Origin of the sequence: Streptomyces sp. NPDC001532, assembly GCF_040298625.1 — a bacterium.
GTDB lineage: Bacteria > Actinomycetota > Actinomycetes > Streptomycetales > Streptomycetaceae > Streptomyces.
On the sequence record NZ_JBEPAL010000006.1, the window covers coordinates 203385 to 228036 of the forward strand.

21 protein-coding genes and 1 riboswitch are annotated in these 24652 nt (G+C 70.7%); of the genes, 5 read left to right on the forward strand and 16 right to left on the reverse strand.

Going from position 1 to position 24652, the window contains the following annotated elements; translation table 11 throughout:
* Window positions 1–174 precede the first annotated feature (174 nt).
* Window positions 175–358, forward strand: a riboswitch (cyclic di-AMP (ydaO/yuaA leader).
* Window positions 359–361: 3 nt separating this feature from the next.
* The gene (locus ABT232_RS08915) at window positions 362–865 is read left to right on the forward strand and encodes a transglycosylase SLT domain-containing protein (protein WP_351837883.1); all 504 of its coding nucleotides are present in this window, start codon (window positions 362–364) and stop codon (window positions 863–865) included.
* A 5-nt stretch (window positions 866–870) separates the two neighbouring features.
* Here ABT232_RS08915 and ABT232_RS08920 read toward each other — a convergent pair whose 3' ends face one another.
* Entirely contained in the window at window positions 871–1701 is an 831-nt protein-coding gene (locus tag ABT232_RS08920) for an HAD family hydrolase (protein WP_351837886.1), read from the reverse strand.
* A 214-nt stretch (window positions 1702–1915) separates the two neighbouring features.
* On the opposite strand from ABT232_RS08920, the gene fahA reads away from it, so the two are divergent.
* Together fahA and ABT232_RS08930 are read left to right on the forward strand one after the other, a co-directional pair.
* The gene (gene fahA, locus ABT232_RS08925; protein WP_351837889.1) at window positions 1916–3127 is read left to right on the forward strand and encodes a fumarylacetoacetase; all 1212 of its coding nucleotides are present in this window, start codon (window positions 1916–1918) and stop codon (window positions 3125–3127) included.
* Window positions 3128–3334: 207 nt separating this feature from the next.
* Window positions 3335–4273: a M56 family metallopeptidase gene (locus ABT232_RS08930; RefSeq protein WP_351837892.1), complete on the forward strand. Its 939-nt coding sequence runs from the start codon at window positions 3335–3337 to the stop codon at window positions 4271–4273.
* Between the two features lie 72 nt (window positions 4274–4345).
* Here ABT232_RS08930 and ABT232_RS08935 read toward each other — a convergent pair whose 3' ends face one another.
* Window positions 4346–4837: a MarR family winged helix-turn-helix transcriptional regulator gene (locus ABT232_RS08935; RefSeq protein ID WP_351837895.1), complete on the reverse strand. Its 492-nt coding sequence runs from the start codon at window positions 4835–4837 to the stop codon at window positions 4346–4348.
* Window positions 4838–4911: 74 nt separating this feature from the next.
* Here ABT232_RS08935 and ABT232_RS08940 point away from each other — a divergent pair, with 74 nt between their 5' ends.
* Window positions 4912–5859, forward strand: a complete 948-nt coding sequence (locus ABT232_RS08940) for a quinone oxidoreductase family protein (RefSeq protein WP_351837897.1) — start codon at window positions 4912–4914, stop codon at window positions 5857–5859.
* 187 nt (window positions 5860–6046) lie between these two features.
* On the opposite strand, the gene recQ is transcribed toward ABT232_RS08940, so the two are convergent.
* Window positions 6047–8092 (reverse strand): DNA helicase RecQ, encoded by a 2046-nt coding sequence (recQ, locus tag ABT232_RS08945; protein WP_351837900.1) that lies wholly within the window; start codon window positions 8090–8092, stop codon window positions 6047–6049.
* 199 nt (window positions 8093–8291) lie between these two features.
* Here recQ and ABT232_RS08950 point away from each other — a divergent pair, with 199 nt between their 5' ends.
* Entirely contained in the window at window positions 8292–8894 is a 603-nt protein-coding gene (locus ABT232_RS08950) for a Uma2 family endonuclease (protein ID WP_351837903.1), read from the forward strand.
* A 66-nt stretch (window positions 8895–8960) separates the two neighbouring features.
* On the opposite strand, the gene nuoN is transcribed toward ABT232_RS08950, so the two are convergent.
* Genes nuoN through ABT232_RS09015 form a run of 13 tightly spaced genes read right to left on the reverse strand, consistent with a single transcriptional unit; the run spans window position 8961 to window position 24650 of the window.
* The gene (gene nuoN / locus ABT232_RS08955; RefSeq protein ID WP_351837905.1) at window positions 8961–10619 is read right to left on the reverse strand and encodes an NADH-quinone oxidoreductase subunit NuoN; all 1659 of its coding nucleotides are present in this window, start codon (window positions 10617–10619) and stop codon (window positions 8961–8963) included.
* Window positions 10616–12187, reverse strand: a complete 1572-nt coding sequence (locus ABT232_RS08960; protein ID WP_351837907.1) for an NADH-quinone oxidoreductase subunit M — start codon at window positions 12185–12187, stop codon at window positions 10616–10618. The genes nuoN and ABT232_RS08960 overlap by 4 nt, the downstream gene beginning before the upstream one ends.
* A 5-nt stretch (window positions 12188–12192) precedes the next feature.
* Window positions 12193–14157, reverse strand: coding sequence for an NADH-quinone oxidoreductase subunit L (gene nuoL / locus ABT232_RS08965; RefSeq protein WP_351837910.1), 1965 nt, complete (start codon window positions 14155–14157; stop codon window positions 12193–12195).
* A 12-nt stretch (window positions 14158–14169) separates the two neighbouring features.
* Complete coding sequence (nuoK, locus tag ABT232_RS08970) at window positions 14170–14469, reverse strand: NADH-quinone oxidoreductase subunit NuoK (protein WP_351837913.1); 300 nt, start codon at window positions 14467–14469, stop codon at window positions 14170–14172.
* Entirely contained in the window at window positions 14466–15308 is an 843-nt protein-coding gene (locus ABT232_RS08975) for an NADH-quinone oxidoreductase subunit J (RefSeq protein ID WP_351837915.1), read from the reverse strand. Before ABT232_RS08975 ends, nuoK begins: the two co-directional genes overlap by 4 nt.
* The gene (gene nuoI / locus ABT232_RS08980; protein ID WP_351837918.1) at window positions 15305–15955 is read right to left on the reverse strand and encodes an NADH-quinone oxidoreductase subunit NuoI; all 651 of its coding nucleotides are present in this window, start codon (window positions 15953–15955) and stop codon (window positions 15305–15307) included. The genes ABT232_RS08975 and nuoI overlap by 4 nt, the downstream gene beginning before the upstream one ends.
* Window positions 15948–17312, reverse strand: a complete 1365-nt coding sequence (gene nuoH / locus ABT232_RS08985) for an NADH-quinone oxidoreductase subunit NuoH (protein ID WP_351837921.1) — start codon at window positions 17310–17312, stop codon at window positions 15948–15950. The genes nuoI and nuoH overlap by 8 nt, the downstream gene beginning before the upstream one ends.
* Window positions 17309–19813, reverse strand: a complete 2505-nt coding sequence (locus tag ABT232_RS08990) for an NADH-quinone oxidoreductase subunit G (protein ID WP_351837924.1) — start codon at window positions 19811–19813, stop codon at window positions 17309–17311. Before ABT232_RS08990 ends, nuoH begins: the two co-directional genes overlap by 4 nt.
* Window positions 19810–21162, reverse strand: coding sequence for an NADH-quinone oxidoreductase subunit NuoF (nuoF, locus tag ABT232_RS08995; protein WP_351837926.1), 1353 nt, complete (start codon window positions 21160–21162; stop codon window positions 19810–19812). Before nuoF ends, ABT232_RS08990 begins: the two co-directional genes overlap by 4 nt.
* Window positions 21159–22040 (reverse strand): NADH-quinone oxidoreductase subunit NuoE, encoded by an 882-nt coding sequence (nuoE, locus tag ABT232_RS09000; protein WP_351837929.1) that lies wholly within the window; start codon window positions 22038–22040, stop codon window positions 21159–21161. Before nuoE ends, nuoF begins: the two co-directional genes overlap by 4 nt.
* Window positions 22037–23359, reverse strand: a complete 1323-nt coding sequence (locus ABT232_RS09005) for an NADH-quinone oxidoreductase subunit D (RefSeq protein WP_351837932.1) — start codon at window positions 23357–23359, stop codon at window positions 22037–22039. Before ABT232_RS09005 ends, nuoE begins: the two co-directional genes overlap by 4 nt.
* Window positions 23356–24099 (reverse strand): NADH-quinone oxidoreductase subunit C, encoded by a 744-nt coding sequence (locus ABT232_RS09010; protein WP_351837935.1) that lies wholly within the window; start codon window positions 24097–24099, stop codon window positions 23356–23358. The genes ABT232_RS09005 and ABT232_RS09010 overlap by 4 nt, the downstream gene beginning before the upstream one ends.
* Window positions 24096–24650: a NuoB/complex I 20 kDa subunit family protein gene (locus tag ABT232_RS09015; RefSeq protein WP_030494814.1), complete on the reverse strand. Its 555-nt coding sequence runs from the start codon at window positions 24648–24650 to the stop codon at window positions 24096–24098. The genes ABT232_RS09010 and ABT232_RS09015 overlap by 4 nt, the downstream gene beginning before the upstream one ends.
* Window positions 24651–24652: the final 2 nt, after the last annotated feature.

A 24652-nucleotide genomic window follows, 5' to 3' on the forward strand; every position in this document is an offset into this window, starting at 1 on the left:
CCAGTTGACGCACTGCCGACTCTTGGCAACCGCAAAGGATCAAGTACCCCATACGGGCCGATCATGGTCAACGGGCGCGATATGTGAATCCGCCACTTGTTCCGGACAGCGGCTCTCGCATACGTTCCGGGTCCGTCGGGCGGACGCCTAATCCTGCCGCCGCCCGCGTCATCCACTACGAACACACTCGTACGGCAGGAGCGGGGGAACCAGGTAGGACGCCGGGCCGGGCGCGCAGGGGCAGCTGCCTCGACGCGGACCGGAACGGCTTGGGGTGAAGTCGTGCGCCTGTCGCACGGCCGGGCATCTCCCAGCCCGAACCCGACAGCTCACCTCGCAGGCGCCGGAGAGGACATCTGTCATGCCTGCAAAGGGTCTGCCCGCGAACGACCAGCCGGTCAAGGGCCGCCGTGCCCGTCTCGCCCGTAAGCTCGCCGTCGCCGGCACCGGTGCCGCCGTGCTCGCGCTGCCGCTGATCGGGGCGACCAGCGCCTCGGCCGCCACCCCGACCGCGGCCACCGCGGCGACCACCGCGACCGTGTACCCGAACAACCTCGACGGCTGGATCCGCGAGTCGCTGTCGATCATGGCCCAGCACGGCATCCCGGGCACCTACGACGGCATCTACCGCAACGTGATGCGTGAGTCCTCCGGCAACCCGCTGGCCATCAACAACTGGGACTCCAACGCGGCCGCGGGCACCCCGTCCAAGGGCCTGCTCCAGGTCATCGACCCGACCTTCGCCGCCTACCACGTGCCCGGCACGGTCTACGACCCGTACAACCCGGTCTCGAACATCGTGGCGGCCTGCAACTACGCGGCCGACCGGTACGGCTCGATCGACAACGTCTTCGGCGCGTACTGAGACCTCTAGGCAGGACTGAATAGACGTTCGAGGACGACGGCGATGCCGTCGTCCTCGTTCGACAGGGTGACCTCGTCGGCCACCGCCTTGAGTTCCGGATGGGCGTTGGCCATCGCCACACCGCGCGCGGCCCAGTCGAACATCGGGATGTCATTGGGCATGTCGCCGAAGGCGAGGGTGTCCGCGGGGCTCAGCCCCAGATGCCGGGCGGCCAGCGCCAGCCCGGTCGCCTTGGTGACGCCGCACGGTTGCAGCTCCACCGTCCCCGGCCCCGACATGGTGACCGTCGCGAGGGAACCGACCACTCCGCGGGCCACCGACGCCAACGCGTCGTCGGACAGCGTCGGGTGACGCAGCAGCACCTTGCTGATCGGCTCGCCCCACAGGTCGTCGCGGCGCTCCACCCGCACCGCGGGCAGGGTGGGGTGCGGCATCCGGTAGCCCGGCTCGATCAGCGTCAGCCCGTCCACCCCGTCCTGGTCGACGGCCGCGTACACCTGGCCCACCTCGGCCTCGATCTTGCCGAGCGCGTTCTCGGCCAGCTCCTGGTCGAGGGTCACCGACCACAGCAGCCGGTCCGCCGCGACGTCGTACAGCTGCGCCCCCTGCCCGCAGACCGCGAGGCCCGTGCCGCCCAGGTCCTCCAGCAGCGGGCGCACCCGGGGCGCCGGCCGTCCGGTCACCACCAGATGCCGGGCGCCGGCCGCCGCCACCCGCGCGAGCGCGGCGCGTGACCGGTCGGAGACCGTGTCGTCGCCACGCAGCAGTGTGCCGTCGAGGTCGGTGGCGATGAGGGAGTACGCGGTGCGCGCGGCATATGCGGTGGGTGCGGCCATGATCAGAGAATACGGACCGCGCGCCCACCCCGCTCATCCCCAACTCCCTTTGCGTCCTCCGCCTTTCACCCCCGCATGACACCCCCGGGACGGCGACCCGCACCCCTCGCGACAGAACATTCCGGACTCTTCAGACACTGCCCAAACGGGGATCATCGCCGTAACGTGTGGCGCGACCGCATGGACCGCACGTACGAAAGTGAGGCAGCACCCCATGCCCCCCTTCGATGTCCCCGAGGGCGACCCCTTCGGTCCGCACAACCTTCCGTACGGCGTGTTCTCGCCCGCCGGTTCCGAGGAACGGACCGTCGGCGTCCGGCTCGGTGACCATGTCCTCGACGCGGGCGCGGCCGCCCTGGCACTCGGCTCCCCGTACGCCTCGCTGCTCGCGCGGCCCACCCTCAACCCGCTGCTCGCCGCGGGCCGCACCGCCTGGTCGGACGTCCGGCGCGCGCTCACGGCCTGGGTGACGGTGCCGTCCCACCGCGAGACCGTCGCCCCGCTGATGCACCCGCTGTCCTCGGTGACCCTCCACCTGCCGTTCGAGGTCGCGGACTACGTCGACTTCTACGCCTCCGAGAACCACGCCCGCAACGTCGGCCGGATGTTCCGCCCGGACGCCCCCGACTCGCTCACCCCCAACTGGAAGCACCTGCCGATCGGCTACCACGGCCGCTCCGGCACGGTCGTGGTCTCCGGCACCGACATCGTCCGTCCGGCCGGCCAGCGCAAGGCTCCCACCGACCCCGCGCCGGTCTTCGGCCCGTCGGTCCGGCTGGACATCGAGGCCGAGGTCGGCTTCGTGGTCGGCGTGCCGTCGCGGCTGGGCCACCCGGTGGCGCTCGGCGACTTCCGGGAGCACGTCTTCGGCCTCTGCCTCCTCAACGACTGGTCCGCGCGGGACGTCCAGGCCTGGGAGTACGTGCCCCTCGGGCCGTTCCTCGGCAAGTCCTTCGCCACCTCGGTGTCGGCGTGGATCACCCCGCTGGACGCGCTGGAGGACGCCCGCGTGGCGCCGCCGGAGCGCACCCACGAGCTGCTGCCCTACCTCGACGACAGCGACGACGAGCCGGGCGGCTACGACCTGCGCATCTCCGTGGCGGTCAACGGCCACACCGTCTCCGAGCCGCCCTTCGCCACCATGTACTGGACCGCGGCCCAGCAGCTCGCCCACATGACCGTCAACGGCGCCTCCCTGCGCACCGGTGACCTCTACGGCTCCGGCACGGTCAGCGGCCCCGAGCCCGGCCAGCGCGGCTCACTGCTGGAGCTCACCTGGAACGGCCGTGACGCCCTCGAACTCCCCGACGGCAAGCGCACCTTCCTGGAGGACGGCGACACCGTGACCCTGACGGCCTGGGCGCCGGGTCCGGGCGGCGCCCGGGTGGGGCTGGGCGAGGTGACGGGGACGATCGTCGCCGGGTGAAACCCCGTGCGCGGCACCGCGGTTGGGGCTCGGAGGGGTGTCTTCCGCTAATGCGCCCGCCCGGGCACTGACTCCGGCCCCCGCCCGCCGTCATACTGGCGGCGGGCGGAGTGCGCGACGCCGGTGCGGGATGCGGACGGCGCGCGCCCCTCGCCCGCACCGCACGCCTTGAAGCCGCCCCTTCCTCCAGGATCCGGAGCCCTTGGCATGACCGTCTGCCTGCTCCTGCTGAGCGTCCTCGCCGTGACGGCCGCCGTGCCGGCCCCTCGCGCGCTGACCCGTGCCGCCTGGCCCGAACGGGAGCCGGTGGTCGGGCTGTGGGTGTGGCAGTGCCTGGTCGCCACCGTTCTGCTGTGCTGCCTCACCGCGTTGACGCTCGGCGCCGCCGCGGTCTTCCAGACGGTCCGCGACCACGTCTTCGCGCCCGCCCCGCCGGCCGTCACCGCCGCCTACGACCTCTCCGCGGCGCCGCCCTGGGCCGCCGCCCTCACCCTGCTGCTGGCCTGCGGTGCCGCCTGGACCACCGCGATGCTGGCCCGCGAACTGGTCGAGGCCCGCCGCCGCCGCGGTCAGGCCCGCGCCCACCTGCGCGAACGCGCCCCCGATCTGCCGGCCGGGCTGCCGGCCGCGCGGGGCCCGCTGCTGGTGCTGGAGGACGAGTACCCGGACGCCTGGTGGCTGCCGGGCCACCCGGCGCAGCTGGTCGTCACCACCGGCGCCCTGCACCGCCTCACCGACCACCAGCTGGACGCCGTCCTCACCCATGAGCGCGGTCACGCCCGCGCCCGCCACGACTGGCTGCTGCACCTGTCCACGGCGCTGGCCACCGGGTTCCCCCGCGTCCCGCTGTTCGCCCACTTCTGCGACCAGACCCACCGCCTGGTCGAACTCGCCGCCGACGACACCGCCTCCCGGCGCTGCGGCCACCTCACCACCGCACTCGCCCTCATCGAGCTGAACCAGCACCGGGGCGTGCTGTCCTGCGCCTCCAGCCACCGACTGCTCGGCGAGCGCGTCGACCGCCTCCTGGAGCCCCCGCCCCGCCTCGACCGCCGGCACCGCGCCCTGACGACGACGGTGGCAGCCCTGGTCCCCCTGCTCCCCTTGCTGATCACCTTCGCCCCGGGCCTGACGGCACTGGGGTGACGGGACGGTCGAGCCGGCCAGTGGGCCAAGTCCTTGGAGGGTTGGCCGGGGCCTCGCGTGGCGGCCTCGGGCTCAGGTGGCGGGCGGGGCTGTCGCGTGGCGCGTCTGCTGGGTCAGGACGGTGGTGGCGCGTTCCAGAAGTTCGCAGAGTGCGGCGTGTTCGGCGGGCGTGAACGCGTCGGTGAGCGCGCGCTCCAGGACGACCACTTCCTGGTAGGCGCGGTCCAGCAGCGCCTGGCCCTCGTCGGTGAGGGTGGCGATCTGCACTTTGGCGTGCACGGGGGACGTCTCACGGCGGATGAGTCCCTTGGTCTCCATGTTGGTCAGCACGCTGCTCATGCTCTGCTGCGTGACGCCGCAGGACCGGGCCAGTTGGGCGCCGGACAGCCCGCCTTCGCGCGCGAGGATCAGTAGCACGGTGTACTGCGTCATGGTCAGGCCGTAAGCGCGCAGCACTGCCTCGTGATGCGCCATCAACGCCTGCTCCGACCGTCTGATCCGGGTACAGAGGTCGTTCTCGCTCGGGACTTCCACCACACGCCCCCCTTCCTTTAACAGGTTCATGGGTTGACTCAGGAACCTTATATGCCTACGTTCTTGACTATCAGGATACTGAGTCAACGCAGGGGGTTGTCATCATGAAGGCTGTCGTTCTCGATACCGACGACCACTACCGCGTCACCGAACGGGACGCTCCCGCCCCGGGCCCCGGACAGGTGGCGATCCGCGTGGCCTACGCCGGGATCCAGTGGGGCGACACCATGGTCCGCGACGGCCACTTCGCCGTATCGCGGCCTTTCGTCCCGGGGTTCGAGGCATCCGGGCACATCACTGCGGTCGGCGCGGGTGTCGACGCACGCCGTGTCGGTGAGGCCGTCACCGCACTGACCACCTCCGGCGCCTACGCCGAAGTGGTCCTGGCACCCGACACGCTCACCTTCGACATCGGCAGCATGCCGCTGAAGACCGCCGCGGGTCTCGGATGGGGTGCGCCGACCGCCTACGACCTGATCAACACCGCCGCCCGCGTGCGGCCCGGGGAGAGCGTGCTGATCCACGCCGCCGCCGGCTCGGTCGGCACGCTCGCCGCGCAGTTCGCCCGGCTGGCCGGAGCAGGCCGGATCATCGGCGTGGTCGGCACCACCGACAGGGCCGACTACGCCGCACAGTTCGGGTACGACCAGCTGCTGCTCCGCGAGGAGTTCCCGGCGGGACTCGGCGACGACAAGATCGACGTCATCCTCGACCCGGTCGGCGGCCCGACCCGCACCGCCGGCCTCGAGCAGCTCGCAGCACACGGCCGACTGGTGGCGTACGGCAACCTCGCGACGTACGAACCCGTCCTCGCCAACGCCAACGACCTTCTCACGCACGGCAAGTCACTCCTGACCTACAACTGCAACCTGCTCAGCCAGACCCACCCCGAGCGGCTCGCCGAGAGTGTCCGCCGCGTACTCGGCCTCGTCGCCGACGGCACGGTACGCGTGGACATCACCACCGAGTACGCCCTCGGTGACCTGGCCCTGGCCGTGCAGCGCCTCGCCGAGGGCACGACCCGCGGCAAGAGCGTTCTCCGCGTCGCCTGACACCACGCGGAAAGCGCCGACCACTTGCCCATCCGCGGTGACGACCGCGAGAGCCGAACATCACAGGACTCGCCCGCCAGTTGGGCCCGGCGGTCGGGCCGGGGCCGGCAGGTCGAGCCGAGCCGGACGGCCGGTCCGGTCAGCCGGGCCGGCCCGACAGCACCCAGCCCGGCCGGGCCGCCCGCCGCTACGACCAGTCCGGCTCCGGTTCCTCCATCTCGTGCCAGTCGTCCGGGCCGTACGGGTCACTGTCCGCCGCGGTGGCTTGCGCGCCGGGACCGCCGGACGCGGAGCCGGGCGCAGTGGGTCCGGGTGCCGTGGGTCCGGGTGCCGTCGGGGCTCCCGGCGGGGTCAGCTCGGCGAGGACCGCGAGGACGCCCTCCCCGTACGTCACCAGCTTCTTCTCGCCCACCCCGCTGATCCCGCCCAGCTCCCGCACCGAGGCGGGCCGGGCCAGGGCGATCTCGCGGAGGGTGGCGTCGTGGAAGATCACATACGCCGGGACGCCCTGTTCGCGGGCCTGCTCGGCCCGCCAGGCGCGCAGCGCCTCGAAAGCCGGCATCAGCTCCTCGGGCAGCTCCACCGCGGCGGCCCGGCCCTTGCGCTCGCCGCGTCCGGAGGACGCCGACCTGGCCGCCGCCGGCCTCTTGGGCTCCTTGCGCAGCGGCACCTCCCGCTCCCGCCGCAGCACCGACCCGCTGGCCTCGGTCAGCGCCAGCGTGCCGTACTCGCCCTCGACCGCGAGCAGCCCCTGGGCGAGCAACTGCCGTATGACGCCCCGCCATTCGCCCTCGGTCAGCTCCTCGCCGATACCGAACACGGACAGCTGGTCGTGGTCGAACTGGATCACCTTGGCGGTGCGCTTGCCGAGCAGGATGTCGATGATCTGCACCGCGCCGAACTTCTGCCCGCGCTCCCGCTGCAAGCGGACCACCGTCGACAGCACCTTCTGCGCGGCGACCGTGCCGTCCCAGGTCTCCGGCGGGGTGAGGCAGGTGTCGCAGTTGCCGCAGCCCGCCGCGGACGGCTCCTGCCCGAAGTAGGCGAGGAGCTGGCCGCGCCGGCACAGAGCGGTCTCGCACAGGGCGAGCATCGCGTCCAGGTGCGACTGCGCCCGGCGGCGGAACGCCTCGTCGCCCTCGCCGGACTGGATCAGCTTGCGCTGCTGGATGACGTCGTTCAGGCCGTACGCCATCCAGGCCGTGGAGGGCAGTCCGTCGCGGCCCGCGCGGCCGGTCTCCTGGTAGTAGCCCTCGACCGACTTGGGCAGGTCGAGGTGGGCGACGAACCGCACGTCCGGCTTGTCGATGCCCATGCCGAAGGCGATGGTCGCCACCACGACCAGGCCCTCCTCGCGCAGGAAGCGGGACTGGTGGGCGGCGCGGGTGCCCGCGTCCAGACCGGCGTGGTACGGCACCGCCTCGACGCCGTTGCGGGAGAGGAACTCGGCGGTCTTCTCGACCGAGTTGCGGGACAGGCAGTACACGATGCCCGCGTCGCCCGCGTGCTCCTCCCGCAGGAAGCCCAGCAGCTGCTTCTTCGGGTCCGCCTTGGGCACGATCCGGTACTGGATGTTGGGCCGGTCGAAGCTCGCCACGAAGTGCCGGGCGGCGGGCATGTTCAGCCGCTCGGTGATCTCGCGGTGGGTGGCGTCGGTGGCGGTCGCGGTGAGCGCGATCCGCGGGACGTCCGGCCAGCGCTCGCCGAGCAGGGAGAGGGTCAGGTAGTCGGGGCGGAAGTCGTGGCCCCACTGCGAGACGCAGTGCGCCTCGTCGATCGCGAAGACGGAGATCTTGCCCCGGGAGAGCAGGTCCAGCGTGGCCTCGACCCGCAGCCGCTCCGGTGCCAGGTAGAGCAGGTCCAGCTCGCCCGACAGGAACTCGGCCTCGACCGTCCGCCGCTCGTCGAAGTCCTGCGTGGAGTTGATGAAGCCGGCCCGCACACCGAGCGCCCGCAGCGCGTCCACCTGGTCCTGCATCAGCGCGATCAGCGGCGAGACGACGACTCCCGTGCCCGGTCTGACCAGCGCGGGGATCTGGTAGCACAGCGATTTGCCGCCGCCGGTCGGCATGAGCACGACGGCGTCACCGCCGGCCACCACATGGTCGATGACGGCTTCCTGCTCGCCGCGGAAGGCCTCGTACCCGAAGATTTTGCGCAGCGTGGCCAGCGCCTCGGTCTCGGCCGTCCCGGTCGTCCCTGGCATCGTGCTGATCCCGCCCGTCCCGCCCATCGTCGTGCCCCCGTACGTCGTGCCTCGACCACTGCCTCCACCATAGGGGTCCGCACCGACAGTCCCGGAAGTTGTCCACAGGCCCCCTGTCCCGTTCCGTCAAGGACACGATCACCGTTCACACGTTCGCGGGAGACCCGCCCGTTTTCGGCGGATAGTCTGAACGGACCGGCGAGACTCCGTCCCCATGGGAGCACTGATGAGCGTCGCACCGAAGGCGTCCACGCCCAGCTGGCCGACCCCGCCGGAAGGCGGCTGGACCGCCGACGACCTGGACCGCCTCCCGAATCTGCCTCCGCACACGGAACTGATCGACGGGAGTCTCGTTTTCGTGAGTCCGCAAACCCTCTTCCACTCACGAGCGGTCAGCTTCTTCGAGTGGCAGCTTCAATCACTGGCACCGGCGGAGTTCGAAGTCATCCGCGAGTTCACGATCGACATCGACCGCCAGAACCGGCCCGAGCCCGACGTGATCGTGGTGCGGGAGGACGTGGTGGAGGATCCCGAGCAGACCAGGTACCCGGCCGAGGCCGTTCTCCTGGCCATCGAGGTCGTCTCCGCGGACTCCGTCTCCCGCGACCGTGAGACCAAGCCGCTGAAGTACGCCCGGGCCGGCATCCCCCACTACTGGCGGGTGGAGAACGAGCGGGGGCGTGCCGCCGTGCACGTCTTCGAGCTGGAGCCCACCACGGGCACCTACACCAGCACCGGAATCTTCCGCGAGCGGATGAAGGTCGACGTCCCCTTCCCCGCGGACCTCGACCTCACCGCGATCAAGGCCCGGCGGGACAAGGCCCGGTAGGACATGCGCACGACGCTGCCCGGCACCCCGTGACGGGGGCCGGGCAGTAGTCGTACGACGCGCGGGTCAGCGCACGAAGACTCCCGCCTGACCGGCGAGGTCCAGGAAGTACTGCGGCGCCACACCGAGCACCAGCGTGACCGCCACGCCCGCGGTGATCGCCGTGATGGTCAGCGGCGACGGCACGGCGACGGTCGGGCCCTCCGGCCGGGGCTCGCTGAAGAACATCAGCACGATCACCCGGATGTAGAAGAAGGCGGCGATCGCCGACGAGATCACACCGACCACGACCAGCGGGGCCGCGCCACCCTCCGCCGCCGCCTTGAACACGGCGAACTTGCCGGCGAACCCGCTGGTCAGCGGGATGCCCGCGAAGGCCAGCAGGAACACCGCGAACACCGCCGCCACCAGCGGCGACCGGCGGCCGAGCCCCGCCCACTTCGACAGGTGCGTCGCCTCGCCGCCCGCGTCCCGGACGAGCGTGACCACGGCGAACGCGCCGATCGTCACGAACGAGTAGGCCGCGAGGTAGAAGAGGACCGACGAGACGCCGTCCGGGGTGGTCGCGATGACACCCGCGAGGATGAATCCCGCGTGCGCGATCGACGAGTACGCCAGCAGCCGCTTGATGTCGGTCTGGGTGATCGCGATGATCGCGCCGCCCAGCATGGTGACGACCGCCACGCCCCACATGACCGGCCGCCAGTCCCAGCGCAGGCCCGGCAGCACCACGTACAGGATCCGCAGCAGCGCGCCGAACGCGGCCACCTTGGTCGCCGCCGCCATGAAGCCGGTCACCGGCGTCGGCGCGCCCTGGTACACGTCCGGCGTCCACATGTGGAACGGCACCGCGCCCACCTTGAACAGCAGGCCCATGACGATCAGGCCGGCGCCGACGAGCAGCAGCGCGTCGTTGCCCATGGTCCCGGCGAGCGCGGGGGTGACGTCGGTGACGGTGCCGTCGACGACCCGCGCGATGGTGCCGTACGACATCGAGCCGGCGTAGCCGTACAGCAGCGCGATGCCGAACAGGGTGAACGCCGAGGCGAAGGCGCCGAGCAGGAAGTACTTCACCGCGGCCTCCTGCGACATCAGCCGCTTGCGGCGGGCCAGCGCGCACAGCAGGTACAGCGGCAGGGACAGGACCTCCAGGGCCACGAACAGCGTCAGCAGGTCGTTGGCGGCCGGGAAGAGCAGCATGCCGCTGACGGCGAAGAGCAGCAGCGGGAACACCTCGGTGGTGGTGAACCCTGCCTTCACCGCGGCCTTCTCGCTGTCGCTGCCCGGCACGGAGGCGGCCTGCGCGGCGAAGGAGTCGACCCGGTTGCCGTGCGCCGCCGGGTCGAGGCGGCGTTCGGCGAAGGTGAAGAGGCTGACCAGCGCGGCCAGCAGGATGGTGCCTTGCAGGAACAGGGCGGGTCCGTCGACGGCGATCGCGCCCATCGCCGCGATCCGCGCCTTGGTGGTGCCGTATCCGTCGGCTGCGAGCGCGACGACCGCGGCGAAGGCGGCGGCGAGGGCGACGACGGAGACGAACATCTGGGCGTGGTAGCGGAACCTGCGCGGGACGAACGCCTCGACGAGCACTCCGACGATCGCGGCGCCCACGACGATCAGGGTGGGCGCCAGCTGCCCGTATTCGATCTTCGGCGCGTCGATCTTCGCGATCGGTTCGGCCGCGGCTGCCGCCGTTGTCCACAGGCTGTGGACGGCTGATGCGCTCACTTGGCCGCCTCCACCTCGGGCTGGGGGTCCTTCTTCTGAACGTCCGACATGGTCTGCTCGACCGCCGGGTTGACGATGTCCGTGACCGGCTTCGGGTAGACACCCAGCACGATCAGCAGCGCGACCAGCGGTGCGACCACCACCAGCTCACGCACCCGGAGGTCCGGCATCGCGGAGACCTCCGGCTTGACCGGGCCCGTCATCGTCCGCTGGTAGAGGACGAGGGTGTAGAGCGCGGCGAGCACGATGCCGAAGGTGGCGATGATGCCGATCACCGGATAGCGCGCGAAGGTCCCGACCAGGACCAGGAACTCGCTGACGAACGGCGCGAGGCCCGGCAGCGACAGGGTGGCGAGGCCGCCGATCAGGAAGGTGCCGGCGAGTACCGGGGCGACCTTCTGCACACCGCCGTAGTCGGCGATGAGCCGCGAGCCGCGCCGCGAGATCAGGAAGCCGGCCACCAGCATCAGCGCGGCCGTCGAGATGCCGTGGTTGACCATGTAGAGGGTCGCGCCGGACTGGCCCTGGCTGGTCATGGCGAAGATGCCCATGATGATGAAGCCGAAGTGGGAGATCGACGCGTACGCCACCAGCCGCTTGATGTCGCGCTGGCCGACCGCGAGCAGCGCCCCGTAGATGATGCTGATCAGCGCCAGGACGAGGATCGCGGGCGTCGCCCAGGTGCTGGCCTCCGGGAACAGCTGGAGGCAGAAGCGGAGCATCGCGAAGGTGCCGACCTTGTCGACGACCGCGGTGATGAGCACCGCGACCGGTGCGGTGGACTCCTGCATGGCGTTGGGCAGCCAGGTGTGCAGCGGCCACAGCGGCGCCTTCACGGCGAAGGCGAAGAAGAAGCCGAGGAACAGCCAGCGTTCGGTGCTGGTCGCCATCTCCAGCGAGCCGTCGGCGCGGGCCTCGGCGATCTCGGTGAGCGAGAAGTTCCCGGCGACCACGTAGAGGCCGATCACCGCGGCCAGCATGATGAGGCCGCCGACCAGGTTGTAGAGGAGGAACTTCACGGCGGCGTACGACCGTTGGGTGGCCGCCGCCTGCTCGCCGTGCTCGTGGGCACGGTCCCCGAAGCCGCCGATGAGGAAGTACATCGGGATGAGCATGGCTTCGAAGAAGATGTAGAAGAGGAAGACGTCGGTGGCCTCGAAGGAGAGGATCACCATCGCCTCGACGGCCAGGATCAGGGCGAAGAAGCCCTGTGTCGGCCGCCACCGCTTGCTGCCGGTCTCCAGCGGGTCGGCGTCGTGCCAGCCCGCGAGGATGATGAACGGGATCAGCAGCGCGGTCAGCGCGATCAGCGCCACCGCGATGCCGTCGACGCCCAGCTCGTAGCGGACGCCGAAGTCGGCGATCCAGGAGCGGGACTCGGTGAGCTGGTAGCGGTCGCCGTCCGGGTCGAAACGGACCACGACGGCGATCGCGAGGGCGAGCGTGGCGAGCGAGACGAGCAGCGCCAGCCATTTGGCGGCGGTGCGCCGCGCGGCCGGGACGGCGGCCGTGGCGACCGCCCCGAGGGCCGGGAGCACCGCCGTCGCTGTCAGCAGGGGAAAGGACATCGGTATCAGACCGCCCTCATCAGCAGGGTCGCGGCGACCAGGACCGCCGCACCGCCGAACATCGAGACCGCGTACGACCGCGCGAAGCCGTTCTGCAGCTTGCGCATCCGGCCGGAGAGGCCGCCGACCGAGGCCGCGGTGCCGTTGACGACTCCGTCGACCAGGGTGTGGTCGACGTAGACCAGGGACCGGGTCAGGTGCTCGCCGCCGCGGACCAGGACCACATGGTTGAAGTCGTCCTGGAGCAGGTCGCGGCGGGCGGCCCGGGTGAGCAGCGATCCGCGCGGGGCGACGGCCGGGACCGGACGGCGGCCGTACTGCGCGTAGGCGATCGCGACACCGATGACCATGCACGCCACGGTGGCCCCGGTGACCACTCCCGCGCTGATCGGCGGGTGGCCGTGGGAGTGGCCGGTGATCGGCTCCAGCCAGTGGACGAAGCGGTCGCCGATGCTGAAGAACGCGCCGCCCGCGACCGATCCGACGGCCAGCACGATCATCGGGATCGTCATGATCTTCGGCGACTCGTGCGGGTGCGGTTCGGCGTGCGCGCCCTGGGTCTCGGCGGCCGGCTCCACGTCGGGCTGTGCCGGGGACGGGGTCGGGGCGTTGCGCCAGCGCTCCTCGCCGAAGAACGTCATCAGCATCACGCGCGTCATGTAGTACGCGGTGATGGCCGCGCCGAGCAGGGCGCAGCCGCCGAGGATCCAGCCCTCGGTGCCGCCCTTGGCGAACGCCGCCTCGATGATCTTGTCCTTGGAGAAGAAGCCGGACAGGCCCGGGAAGCCGATGATGGCGAGGTAACCGAGGCCGAAGGTGACGAAGGTGACCGGCATGTACTTCCGCAGGCCGCCGTAGCGGCGCATGTCGACCTCGTCGTTCATGCCGTGCATGACCGAGCCGGCGCCGAGGAACAGGCCGGCCTTGAAGAAGCCGTGCGTCACCAGGTGCATGATCGCGAAGACGTAGCCGATCGGGCCGAGGCCCGCGGCCAGCACCATGTAGCCGATCTGCGACATGGTCGAGCCGGCCAGTGCCTTCTTGATGTCGTCCTTCGCGCAACCGACGATCGCTCCGAACAGGAGCGTGACGGCACCGACGATGGTGACGACGAGCTGGGCGTCGGGCGCTGCGTTGAAGATCGCCGCGGAGCGGACGATCAGGTACACGCCCGCGGTCACCATGGTCGCGGCGTGGATGAGGGCGGAGACCGGGGTCGGACCCTCCATCGCGTCCCCGAGCCAGGACTGGAGCGGCACCTGGGCGGACTTGCCGCAGGCGGCGAGCAGCAGCATCAGGGCGATACCGGTGAGCGTGGCCTGCGAGGCGTCGCCGGCCAGTCCCGGCTCCTCCTGGCTGCCGAGGAGCGGGCCGAAGGCGAAGGTGCCGAACGTGGTGAACATCAGCATGATCGCGATGGACAGTCCGACGTCGCCGACCCGGTTGACCAGGAAGGCCTTCTTCGCGGCCGTGGCGGCGCTGGGCTTGTGCTGCCAGAAGCCGATCAGCAGGTAGGAGGCGAGACCGACGCCCTCCCAGCCGACGTACAGCAGCAGGTAGTTGTCGGCGAGGACGAGCAGCAGCATCGCCGCGAGGAACAGGTTCAGGTAGCCGAAGAAGCGGCGCCGCCGCTCGTCGTGCTCCATGTACCCGATCGAGTACAGGTGGATCAGCGAGCCCACGCCCGTGATCAGCAGCACGAACGTCATCGACAGCTGGTCGAGGCGGAAGGCGACGTCCGCCTGGAAGCCCTCGACCGGGATCCAGCTGAACAGGTCCTGGGTGAGGGTGCGGCTTTCGGCGTCCTTGCCGAGCAGATCGGCGAAGAGGACCGCGCCGAGGACGAAGGAGACGAACGCCAGTGCCGTGCCGAGCCAGTGGCCGACGGCGTCGAGCCGCCGGCCGCCGCACAGCAGGACGGCCGCTCCGAGCAGGGGCGCCGCGATCAGCAGCGCAATCAGGTTCTCCACTTCAGCGACCCCTTAGAGCTTCATCAGGCTGGCGTCGTCGACCGAGGCCGAGTGGCGGGCACGGAACAGCGACACGATGATCGCGAGCCCGACCACGACCTCCGCGGCGGCGACGACCATCGTGAAGAACGCGATGACCTGGCCGTCGAGGTTGCCGTGCATCCGGGAGAAGGCGACGAACGCGAGGTTGCAGGCGTTGAGCATCAGCTCCACGCACATGAACAGCACGATCGCGTTCCGCCTGATCAGCACGCCGGTGGCGCCGATCGTGAACAACAGGGCCGCGAGATACAGGTAGTTGACCGGGTTCACTTCGACGCCTCCTCGGTCCGCTTGCCGGCCGTCGGCTCGACCCCGGTCCGCTCCAGACGCTCCTGCGCGCGCTGCTCCAGCGCCCGCAGGTCGTTCAGGGCCTCCGTGGAGACGTCCCGGATCTGGCCGCGCTCCCGCAGCGTCTTGCTGACCGTGAGCTCCGAGGGGGTGCCGTCGGGCAGCAGGCCCGCGATGTCCACGGCGTTGTGCCGGGCGTAGACACCCGGGGCGGGCAGCGGCGGGAGGTGCTTGCCCTCGCGGACGCGCTCCTCGGCCAGTTCCCGCTGGGTCTTGGCCCGCTCGGTGCGCTCGCGGTGGGTGAGCACCATGGCGCCGACGGCGGCCGTGATCAGCAGGGCGCCGGTGAGTTCGAAGGCGAAGACGTACTTGGTGAAGATCAGGGCCGCCAGGCCCTCCACGTTTCCGCCCGCGTTCGCCGCGCCGAGGCCGTCGAACTCGGTCAGCGAGGCGTTGCCGATGCCGCCGACCAGCAGGATGCCGAAGCCGAGCCCGCACAGGGCGGCCAGCCAGCGCTGGCCCTTGATGGTCTCCTTCAGGGAGTCCGCCGCGGTGACGCCGACGAGCATCACCACGAACAGGAACAGCATCATGATCGCGCCGGTGTAGACGACGATCTGCACGATGCCCAGGAAGTAGGCGCCGTTGGCGAGGTAGAACACCGCCAGCACGATCATGGTGCCGGCCAGGCAGAGCGCGCTGTGCACGGCCCTCTTCATCAGGACGGTGCACAGGGCGCCGATCACCGCGACCGTGCCGAGGATCCAGAACTGGACGGCCTCTCCGGTCGAGGTGGTGTAGGCGGCGAGCTGCGCGGTCATCGGCCGATCACCTTCTCCGACGCCGGTTCGTCCGCGCCGAAGGTCGAGGCCGCCTCCTGCACGGTCTCTCCCTTGGAGACGGCGACCTGACGCTCGGTGCCGGGCGCGGCCTCGGTCACCAGGCCGCGGTAGTAGTCCTGCTCGTCGGTCCCCGGGTAGATCGCGTGCGGGGTGTCGACCATGCCGTCCTCGAGGCCGGCCAGCAGCTGTTCCTTGGTGTAGATGAGGTTGGCGCGGCTGGAGTCGGCCAGCTCGAACTCGTTGGTCATGGTCAGCGCCCGGGTGGGGCAGGCCTCGATGCACAGGCCGCACAGGATGCAGCGGGCGTAGTTGATCTGGTACACCCGGCCGTACCGCTCGCCCGGGGAGTAGCGCTCCTCCTCGGTGTTGTCCGCGCCCTCCACGTAGATCGCGTCGGCGGGACAGGCCCAGGCGCACAGCTCGCAGCCCACGCACTTCTCCAGGCCGTCCGGATGGCGGTTGAGCTGGTGCCGTCCGTGGAAGCGCGGAGCGGTGGTCTTCTGCTGCTCCGGGTACTGCTCGGTCAGCCGCTTCTTGAACATGGCCTTGAAGGTCACGCCGAAGCCGGCCACGGGGTTCTGGAAACCGGGCTTGGTCTGTCCGGACTCCTTGGGCTCCTCAGCCATCGGACGCCTCCTTTCCATCCAGCGATCCGTCACTCTGAGTATCGGGGCCGCCACTGACAATCAGCTCCCGCTCCCGGCGCGAGCGGCGCCGCGGTGCCGCGGGCAGCTCCTGTCCCGGCAGCGGCGGCACGGGGAACCCGCCGGCCATCGGGTCGAACGCGGGCTCGGTGCGGGCGGGCGCCTCGGCCGGCTTCCCGCGGTCGCGGAGGAAGTCCGCGACGAAGGAGAGCAGCAGCAGGGCGAGGACTCCGCCGCCCACGTAGAGGGCGATGTCGGCGAAGTCGTAGTTCTCGTTGCGCAGGGTCCGCACGGTGGCGACGAGCATCAGCCAGACCACGGAGACCGGGATGAGGACCTTCCAGCCGAGCTTCATCAGCTGGTCGTAGCGGACCCGTGGCAGGGTGCCGCGCAGCCAGATGAAGAAGAACAGCAGCAGCTGCACCTTGACGACGAACCAGAGCATCGGCCACCAGCCGTGGTTCGCGCCCTCCCAGAAGGTGCTGACCGGCCACGGGGCCCGCCAGCCGCCCAGGAAGAGCGTCACGGACACGGCCGAGACCGTCACCATGTTCACGTACTCGGCGAGCATGAACATCGCGAACTTGATCGACGAGTACTCGGTGTTGAAGCCGCCGACCAGGTCGCCCTCGGACTCCGGCATGTCGAAGGGGGCGCGGTTGGTCTCGCCGATCATCGTGACGATGTAGATGACGAAGGAGACCGGCAGCAGGATCACGTACCAGCGGTCCTGCTGGGCCTCGACGATCGCCGAGGTCGACATCGACCCGGAGTAGAGGAACACCGAGGCGAACGCGGCGCCCATGGCGATCTCGTAGGAGATCATCTGCGCGCACGAGCGCAGTCCGCCGAGCAGCGGGTACGTCGAGCCGGAGCTCCAGCCCGCCAGCACGATGCCGTAGATGCCGACCGAGGCGACCGCGAGGATGTAGAGCATCGCGATCGGCAGGTCGGTGAGCTGCATCGTGGTGCGCTGGCCGAAGATCGAGATCTCGTTGCCGGCCGGGCCGAAGGGGATCACCGCGATCGCCATGAAGGCCGGGATGGCCGCGACGATCGGCGCGAGGACGTAGACCACCTTGTCCGCGCGCCGGACGATGACGTCCTCCTTGAGCATCAGCTTGATGCCGTCGGCGAGCGACTGGAGCATGCCCCAAGGGCCGTGCCGGTTGGGGCCGATGCGCAGCTGCATCCAGGCGACGACCTTGCGCTCCCACACGATGGAGAACAGCACGGTCACCATCAGGAAGGCGAAGCAGAACACCGCCTTGACGACGACCAGCCACCAGGGGTCGTGGCCGAACATCGAGAGGTCTTCAGCGGCGAGGTACGCGCTCATGCCTCCACCTCCTCGGGGGCCGCGGTCGCGAGCGTCGCCGGGCCGATACGGACGAGGGAGCCGGGCCGCGCCCCGGTGTCACCGGCGACGCCGCCGCCGGTGGAGTTCAGCGGCAGCCACACCACGCGGTCGGGCATCTCGGTGATCAGCAGCGGCAGTTCGACGGTGCCGGCGGGGCCGGTCACCGCGAGCGCGTCGCCGTCCTTGACCCCGGACTCGGCGGCCGTGGCGGCCGACACGCGCGCGTGGGCGGCGTGCCGGGTGCCGGCCAGGGCCTCGTCACCCTGCTGGAGCAGGCCCTGGTCGAGCAGCAGCCGGTGGCCGGCGAGCACCGCCTCACCGGCGGCGGGCCGGGGCAGCGGGCCGGCGCTCTCGCGCGGATCGGTGGCCCGCGGACCGTCCCAGGCGCCGAGCCGGTTCAGCTCCGCGCGCGCGGTCCGCAGATCCGGCAGCCCGAGGTGTACGTCCATGGCGTCGGCCAGCATCTGGAGCGCTCGCGCGTCGGTGGGCGGCAGGCGCCGGGTCATCTGGTCGGGCTTGAGCGCGGCCTCGAACAGGCGGACGCGGCCCTCCCAGTTGAGGAAGGTGCCCGCCTTCTCGGCGACCGCGGCGACCGGCAGCACGACGTCCGCGTGCTCGGTGACCTCGCTGGGCCGCAGTTCGAGCGAGACCAGGAAGCCGACCTCGGCGAGCGCGGCACGCGCGCGTGCCGGGTCCGGCAGGTCGGCCACCTCGACACCGGCGACGAGCAGCGCCGCCAGTTCGCCGGTGGCGGCGGCCTCGACGATCTGACCGGTGTCCCGGCCGTAGCGGTGCGGCAGTTCGGCGACGCCCCACACCGAGGCGACCTCCTCCCGCGCGCGCGGGTCGGTGGCCGGACGCCCGCCCGGCAGCAGCGACGGCAGCGCACCGGCCTCGACGGCACCGCGCTCCCCGGCCCGCCGCGGGATCCACACCAGCCGTGCCCCGGTCGCGGTCGCGGCCCGGACCACGGCGGTCAGGCCGCCGACGACTCCGGCGAGCCGCTCACCGACGACGATCACCGCGCCCTCGGCCCGCAGCGCCTCCGAGGCGAGGGTCCCGGCCTCGTCCAGGCCGGTGCCGGCGGTGAGCGCGTCCAGCCACTCGGTCTCGGTGCCGGGTGCGGCCGGCAGCAGCGTGCCGCCCGCCTTCTGAAGGCCCCGGGTGGCGTGGGTGGCGAGCGCGAAGACCCGCTGGCCGTGCTTGCGCCAGGCCTTGCGCAGCCGCAGGAAGACGCCGGGCGCCTCCTCCTCGGACTCGAAGCCGACGAGCAGGACGGCGGGCGCCTGCTCCAGGGAGGTGTAGGTGACACCCGTGCGGTCGAGGTCCCGGCCGCGGCCCGCGATCCGGGCGGCCAGGAAGTCGGCCTCCTCGCCGCTGTGCACGCGTGCGCGGAAGTCGATGTCGTTGGTGTCGAGCGCCACCCGCGCGAACTTGCTGTACGCGTAGGCGTCCTCGACGGTCAGCCGCCCGCCGGTCAGCACCCCGGCCCGGCCGCGCGCGGCCAGCAGCCCTCGCGCGGCCGCCTCCAGGGCCTCCGGCCAGGAGGCGGGCTCCAGGACGCCGGCCGCGTTGCGCACCAGCGGCGTGTCGAGACGGTCCCGCTGCTGCGCGTACCGGAACGCGAAGCGCCCCTTGTCGCAGATCCACTCCTCGTTCACCTCGGGGTCGTTCGCGGCGAGCCGCCGCATGACCTTGCCGCGCCGGTGGTCGGTGCGGGTCGCGCAGCCGCCGGCGCAGTGCTCGCACACCGACGGCGAGGAGACCAGGTCGAAGGGGCGGGAGCGGAACCGGTAGGCCGCCGAGGTGAGCGCGCCGACCGGGCAGATCTGGATGGTGTTGCCGGAGAAGTACGACTCGAACGGGTCGCCCTCGCCGGTGCCGACCTGCTGGAGCGCGCCCCGCTCGATCAGCTCGATCATCGGGTCGCCGGCGACCTGGTTGGAGAACCGGGTGCAGCGCGCGCACAGCACGCACCGCTCGCGGTCGAGCAGCACCTGGGTGGAGATCGGCACGGGCTTCTCGTAGGTCCGCTTGCGGCCCTCGAAGCGGGACTCCTCGTTGCCGTGCGACATCGCCTGGTTCTGCAGCGGGCACTCGCCGCCCTTGTCGCAGACCGGGCAGTCCAGCGGGTGGTTGATGAGCAGCAGCTCCATCACACCCTTCTGCGCCTTCTCCGCGACCGGCGAGGTGAGGTGGGTCTTGACCACCATCCCGTCGGTGCAGGTGATGGTGCAGGACGCCATCGGCTTGCGCTGGCCCTCGACCTCGACGATGCACTGGCGGCAGGCGCCGGCCGGGTCGAGGAGGGGGTGGTCGCAGAACCGGGGGATCTCGATGCCGAGCTGTTCGGCGGCGCGGATGACCAGGGTGCCCTTGGGCACGCTGATCTCGGCGCCGTCGACGGTCAGCGTCACGAGATCCTCGGGCGGCACTGCCGCCTCTCCTCCGCCGGAGGGAGCGCTCGTGGTCACCGTCATGCGTTCACCTCCGTGCGGTGGTCGGCCCAGGCCGTCGACCTGGCCGGGTCGAAGGGGCAGCCGCGGCCCGTGATGTGCTGCTCGTACTCCTCGCGGAAGTACTTCAGCGAGGAGAAGATCGGCGAGGCGGCACCGTCGCCGAGGGCGCAGAAGGACTTGCCGTTGATGTTGTCGGCGATGTCGTTCAGCTTGTCGAGGTCGGACAAGGTGCCCTTGCCGGCCTCGATGTCCCGCAGCAGCTGCACCAGCCAGTAGGTGCCCTCGCGGCACGGGGTGCACTTGCCGCAGGACTCGTGGGCGTAGAACTCGGTCCAGCGGGTGACGGCGCGGACCACGCAGGTCGTCTCGTCGAAGCACTGCAGGGCCTTGGTGCCGAGCATGGAGCCGGCCGCGCCGACGCCCTCGTAGTCCAGCGGGACGTCGAGGTGCTCGTCGGTGAACATCGGTGTGGAGGAGCCGCCCGGCGTCCAGAACTTCAGCCGGTGGCCGGGCCGCATCCCGCCGCTCATGTCGAGCAGCTGGCGCAGGGTGATGCCGAGCGGGGCCTCGTACTGGCCGGGGCTGGCGACGTGGCCGCTGAGCGAGTAGAGCGTGAAGCCCGGGGACTTCTCGCTGCCCATCGACCTGAACCAGTCCTTGCCGTTCTTCATGATGGCGGGAACCGAGGCGATCGACTCGACGTTGTTCACCACAGTGGGGCAGGCGTAGAGGCCGGCGACGGCCGGGAAGGGGGGACGCAGCCGCGGTTGACCACGGCGGCCTTCGAGCGAGTCCAGCAGCGCGGTCTCCTCACCGCAGATGTACGCGCCGGCGCCGGCGTGCACGGTGAGTTCGAGGTCGAGTCCGCTGCCCAGGATGTTCTCGCCGAGGTAGCCCGCCGCGTAGGCCTCGCGCACGGCCTCGTGCAACCGCCGCAGGACCGGGACGACCTCGCCCCGCAGATAGATGAAGGCGTGCGACGACCTGATGGCGTGACACGCGATGACGATGCCCTCGATGAGGCTGTGCGGGTTCGCGAAGAGGAGCGGGATGTCCTTGCAGGTCCCCGGCTCCGACTCGTCGGCGTTGACGACGAGATAGTGCGGTTTGCCGTCTCCCTGGGGGATGAACTGCCACTTCATCCCGGTCGGGAATCCCGCGCCGCCGCGGCCGCGCAGACCGGACTCCTTGACGTACGCGATCACGTCGTCCGGCGACATGGCGAGCGCCTTGCGCAGTCCCTCGTAGCCCTCGTGCCTGCGGTAGACGTCCAGGGACCAGGAGCGGTCCTCGTCCCAGAAGGCCGACAGCACCGGCGAGAGCAGCTTCTCGGGGCTGGTGTCTTTCAGCTCGGCTGCCAAGGTCATCACTCCCCCTCCTCGGCGGTGGGCCCGGCCGGGTGGGCCGGGTCGGATGCCGATGTGTCCTGCGGCGCGTCGTGCGAGCTGAGGTGCCGGGTGGGCGACGGCTCGTGGACGGCCCGGTCCTGCGGCTCGTCGTGCGGCCCGCCCTCGCGCGGGTGGACCACGCGCGCGGCGCCGGTCTCTCCCTTGGCCAGGCGCAGGCCCACCAGGGAGGCGGGCCCGGCGCTGCCGCCGGCTTCGACGGCGCCCTCGCGCTCGTCGGGGAAGCCCGCGAGGATGCGGGCGGTCTCCTTGAAGGTGCACAGCGGTGCCCCGCGGGTGGGCGAGACCGGGGTCCCCGCGCGCAGGTCGTCGACGAGCCGCCGGGCGCTCTGCGGCGTCTGGTTGTCGAAGAACTCCCAGTTGACCATCACGACCGGCGCGAAGTCGCAGGCCGCGTTGCACTCGATGTGCTCCAGCGTGACCTTGCCGTCGTCGGTGGTCTCGCCGTTGCCGACGCCCAGGTGCTCCTGGAGCGCCTCGAAGATCGCGTCACCGCCCATCACCGCGCACAGCGTGTTGGTGCAGACGCCCACCTGGTAGTCGCCGGAGGGCTTGCGCCGGTACATGGTGTAGAAGGTGGCGACGGCGGTGACCTCGGCGGTGGCCAGGCCGAGCATCTCCGCGCAGAACCGCATGCCGGTGCGCGTGACATGACCCTCCTCCGACTGCACCAGGTGCAGCAGCGGCAGCAGGGCGGACCGGGAGTCGGGGTAGCGGGCGATCACCTCGCGCGCGTCCCGCTCCAGGCGGGTCCGGACGTCGTCCGGGTAGTCGGGCGCGGGCAGCTCGGGCATGCCCAGGCTGACGCCTCGCTCGGCTCGCTCCGAAGAAGAGGTGGTCACCGGTCGACGCCTCCCATCACGGGGTCGATGGACGCGACGGCGACGATGACGTCGGCGACCTGGCCGCCCTCGCACATCGCCGCCATGGCCTGAAGGTTGGTGAAGGACGGGTCGCGGAAGTGGACCCGGTAGGGGCGGGTGCCGCCGTCGGACACGGCGTGCACTCCGAGTTCGCCCTTGGGCGACTCGACGGCCGCGTACGCCTGTCCCGGCGGGACCCGGAAGCCCTCGGTGACCAGCTTGAAGTGGTGGATCAGGGCCTCCATGGAGGTGCCCATGATCTTCTTGATGTGGTCGAGGGAGTTGCCCAGTCCGTCCGGGCCCAGGGCGAGCTGGGCGGGCCAGGCGATCTTCTTGTCGGCGACCATGACCGGGCCGGGCTGGAGCCGGTCCAGGCACTGCTCGACGATCCTGAGCGACTGGCGCATCTCCTCCAGGCGGATCAGGAAGCGGCCGTAGGCGTCGCAGGTGTCGGTGGTGGGGACGTCGAAGTCGTAGGTCTCGTAGTCGCAGTAGGGCTGCGTCTTGCGCAGGTCGTGCGGGAGACCGGTGGAGCGCAGGATCGGGCCGGTGGCGCCGAGGGCCATGCAGCCGGCCAGGTCGAGGTGGCCGATGTCCTGCATACGGGCCTTGAAGATGGGATTCCCGGTGGCGAGCTTGTCGTACTCCGGGAGGTTCTTCTTCATCTTCTTCACGAACTCGCGGATCTGGTCCACCGCGCCGGGCGGCAGGTCCTGGGCGAGTCCGCCGGGGCGGATGAACGCGTGGTTCATGCGCAGGCCGGTGATGAGCTCGTAGATGTCGAGAATCAGTTCACGATCCCGGAATCCGTAGATCATGATCGTGGTGGCGCCCAGCTCCATGCCGCCGGTGGCGATGCACACCAGGTGGGAGGACATCCGGTTCAGCTCCATCAGGAGCACTCGGATGATCTTGGCGCGCTCGGTGATCTGGTCCTCGATGCCGAGCAGTTTCTCGACGGCGAGACAGTAGGCCGTCTCGTTGAAGAAGGACGTCAGGTAGTCCATGCGCGTCACGAACGTGGTGCCCTGCGTCCAGGTCCGGAACTCGAGGTTCTTCTCGATGCCGGTGTGGAGGTAGCCGATGCCGCAGCGGGCCTCGGTGACCGTCTCGCCCTCGATCTCCAGGATCAGGCGGAGCACTCCGTGGGTGGACGGGTGCTGCGGGCCCATGTTGACGACGATGCGCTCGTCGTCGGCCTTGGCCGCGGTCTGGACGACCTCGTCCCAGTCGCCACCGGTGACCGTGTAGACCGTGCCCTCGGTGGTCTCCCGAGGAGAGGCGTGCGAAGTGCTCACGAGTACGACCTCCGCTGGTCCGGAGCCGGGATCTGGGCGCCCTTGTACTCGACGGGGATGCCGCCGAGGGGATAGTCCTTGCGCTGCGGATGGCCCTGCCAGTCGTCCGGCATCATGATCCGCGTCAGGGCCGGGTGACCGTCGAAGACGATCCCGAAGAAGTCGTAGGTCTCGCGCTCGTGCCAGTCGTTGGTCGGATAGACCGGGACCAGGGACGGGATGCGCGGGTCGGCGTCGGGGGCGCTGACCTCCAGCCGGATCAGCCGGTTGTGGGTGATCGAGCGCAGGTGGTAGACGGCGTGCAGCTCACGGCCCGTGTCGTTCGGGTAGTGGACGCCGCTGACGCCGGTGCACAGCTCGAAGCGCAGGGCCGGGTCGTCGCGCAGGGTGCGGGCGACACGGACCAGGTGCTCGCGTTCGATGTGGAAGGTCAGTTCGTCGCGGTCGACGACCGTCTTCTCGATGGCGTTCTCCGGGAGCAGTCCCTGCTCCTCCAGAGCGCCCTCCAGTTCGTCGGCGACCTCGTCGAACCAGCCTCCGTAGGGGCGGCTCGCCGGTCCCGGGAGCCGGACCGAGCGGACCAGGCCGCCGTAGCCGGAGGTGTCCCCGCCGTTCTCGGCGCCGAACATGCCCCGCTGGACGCGGATCTCCTCGCCGCCCTGGCCGCGCTGGCCGGGGAGGTTGGAGGCGCTGAGGTCCTTCTCGGGGTTGGCGCCGTTGGTGCCGTTCGCGTCGCTCACCGCAGCAGCCCCTTCATCTCGATCGTCGGCAGGGCCTTGAGCGCCGCTTCCTCCGCCTCGCGGGCCGCCTCCTCCGCGTTCACCCCGAGCTTGGAGCCCTGGATCTTCTGGTGGAGCTTGAGGATGGCGTCCATCAGCATCTCGGGCCGCGGCGGGCAGCCGGGGAGGTAGATGTCGACGGGGACGATGTGGTCGACGCCCTGGACGATGGCGTAGTTGTTGAACATGCCGCCCGAGGAGGCGCAGACGCCCATCGAGATCACCCACTTGGGGTTCGGCATCTGGTCGTAGACCTGCCGCAGCACCGGCGCCATCTTCTGGCTGACCCGCCCGGCGACGATCATCAGGTCGGCCTGGCGCGGCGATCCGCGGAAGACCTCCATGCCGAAGCGCGCCAGGTCGTAGCGGCCGGCGCCGGTGGTCATCATCTCGATGGCGCAGCAGGCGAGGCCGAAGGTGGCGGGGAAGACCGACGCCTTGCGCACCCAGCCGGCGGCCTGCTCGACGGTGGTCAGCAGGAAGCCGCTCGGCAGTTTTTCTTCGAGTCCCATGA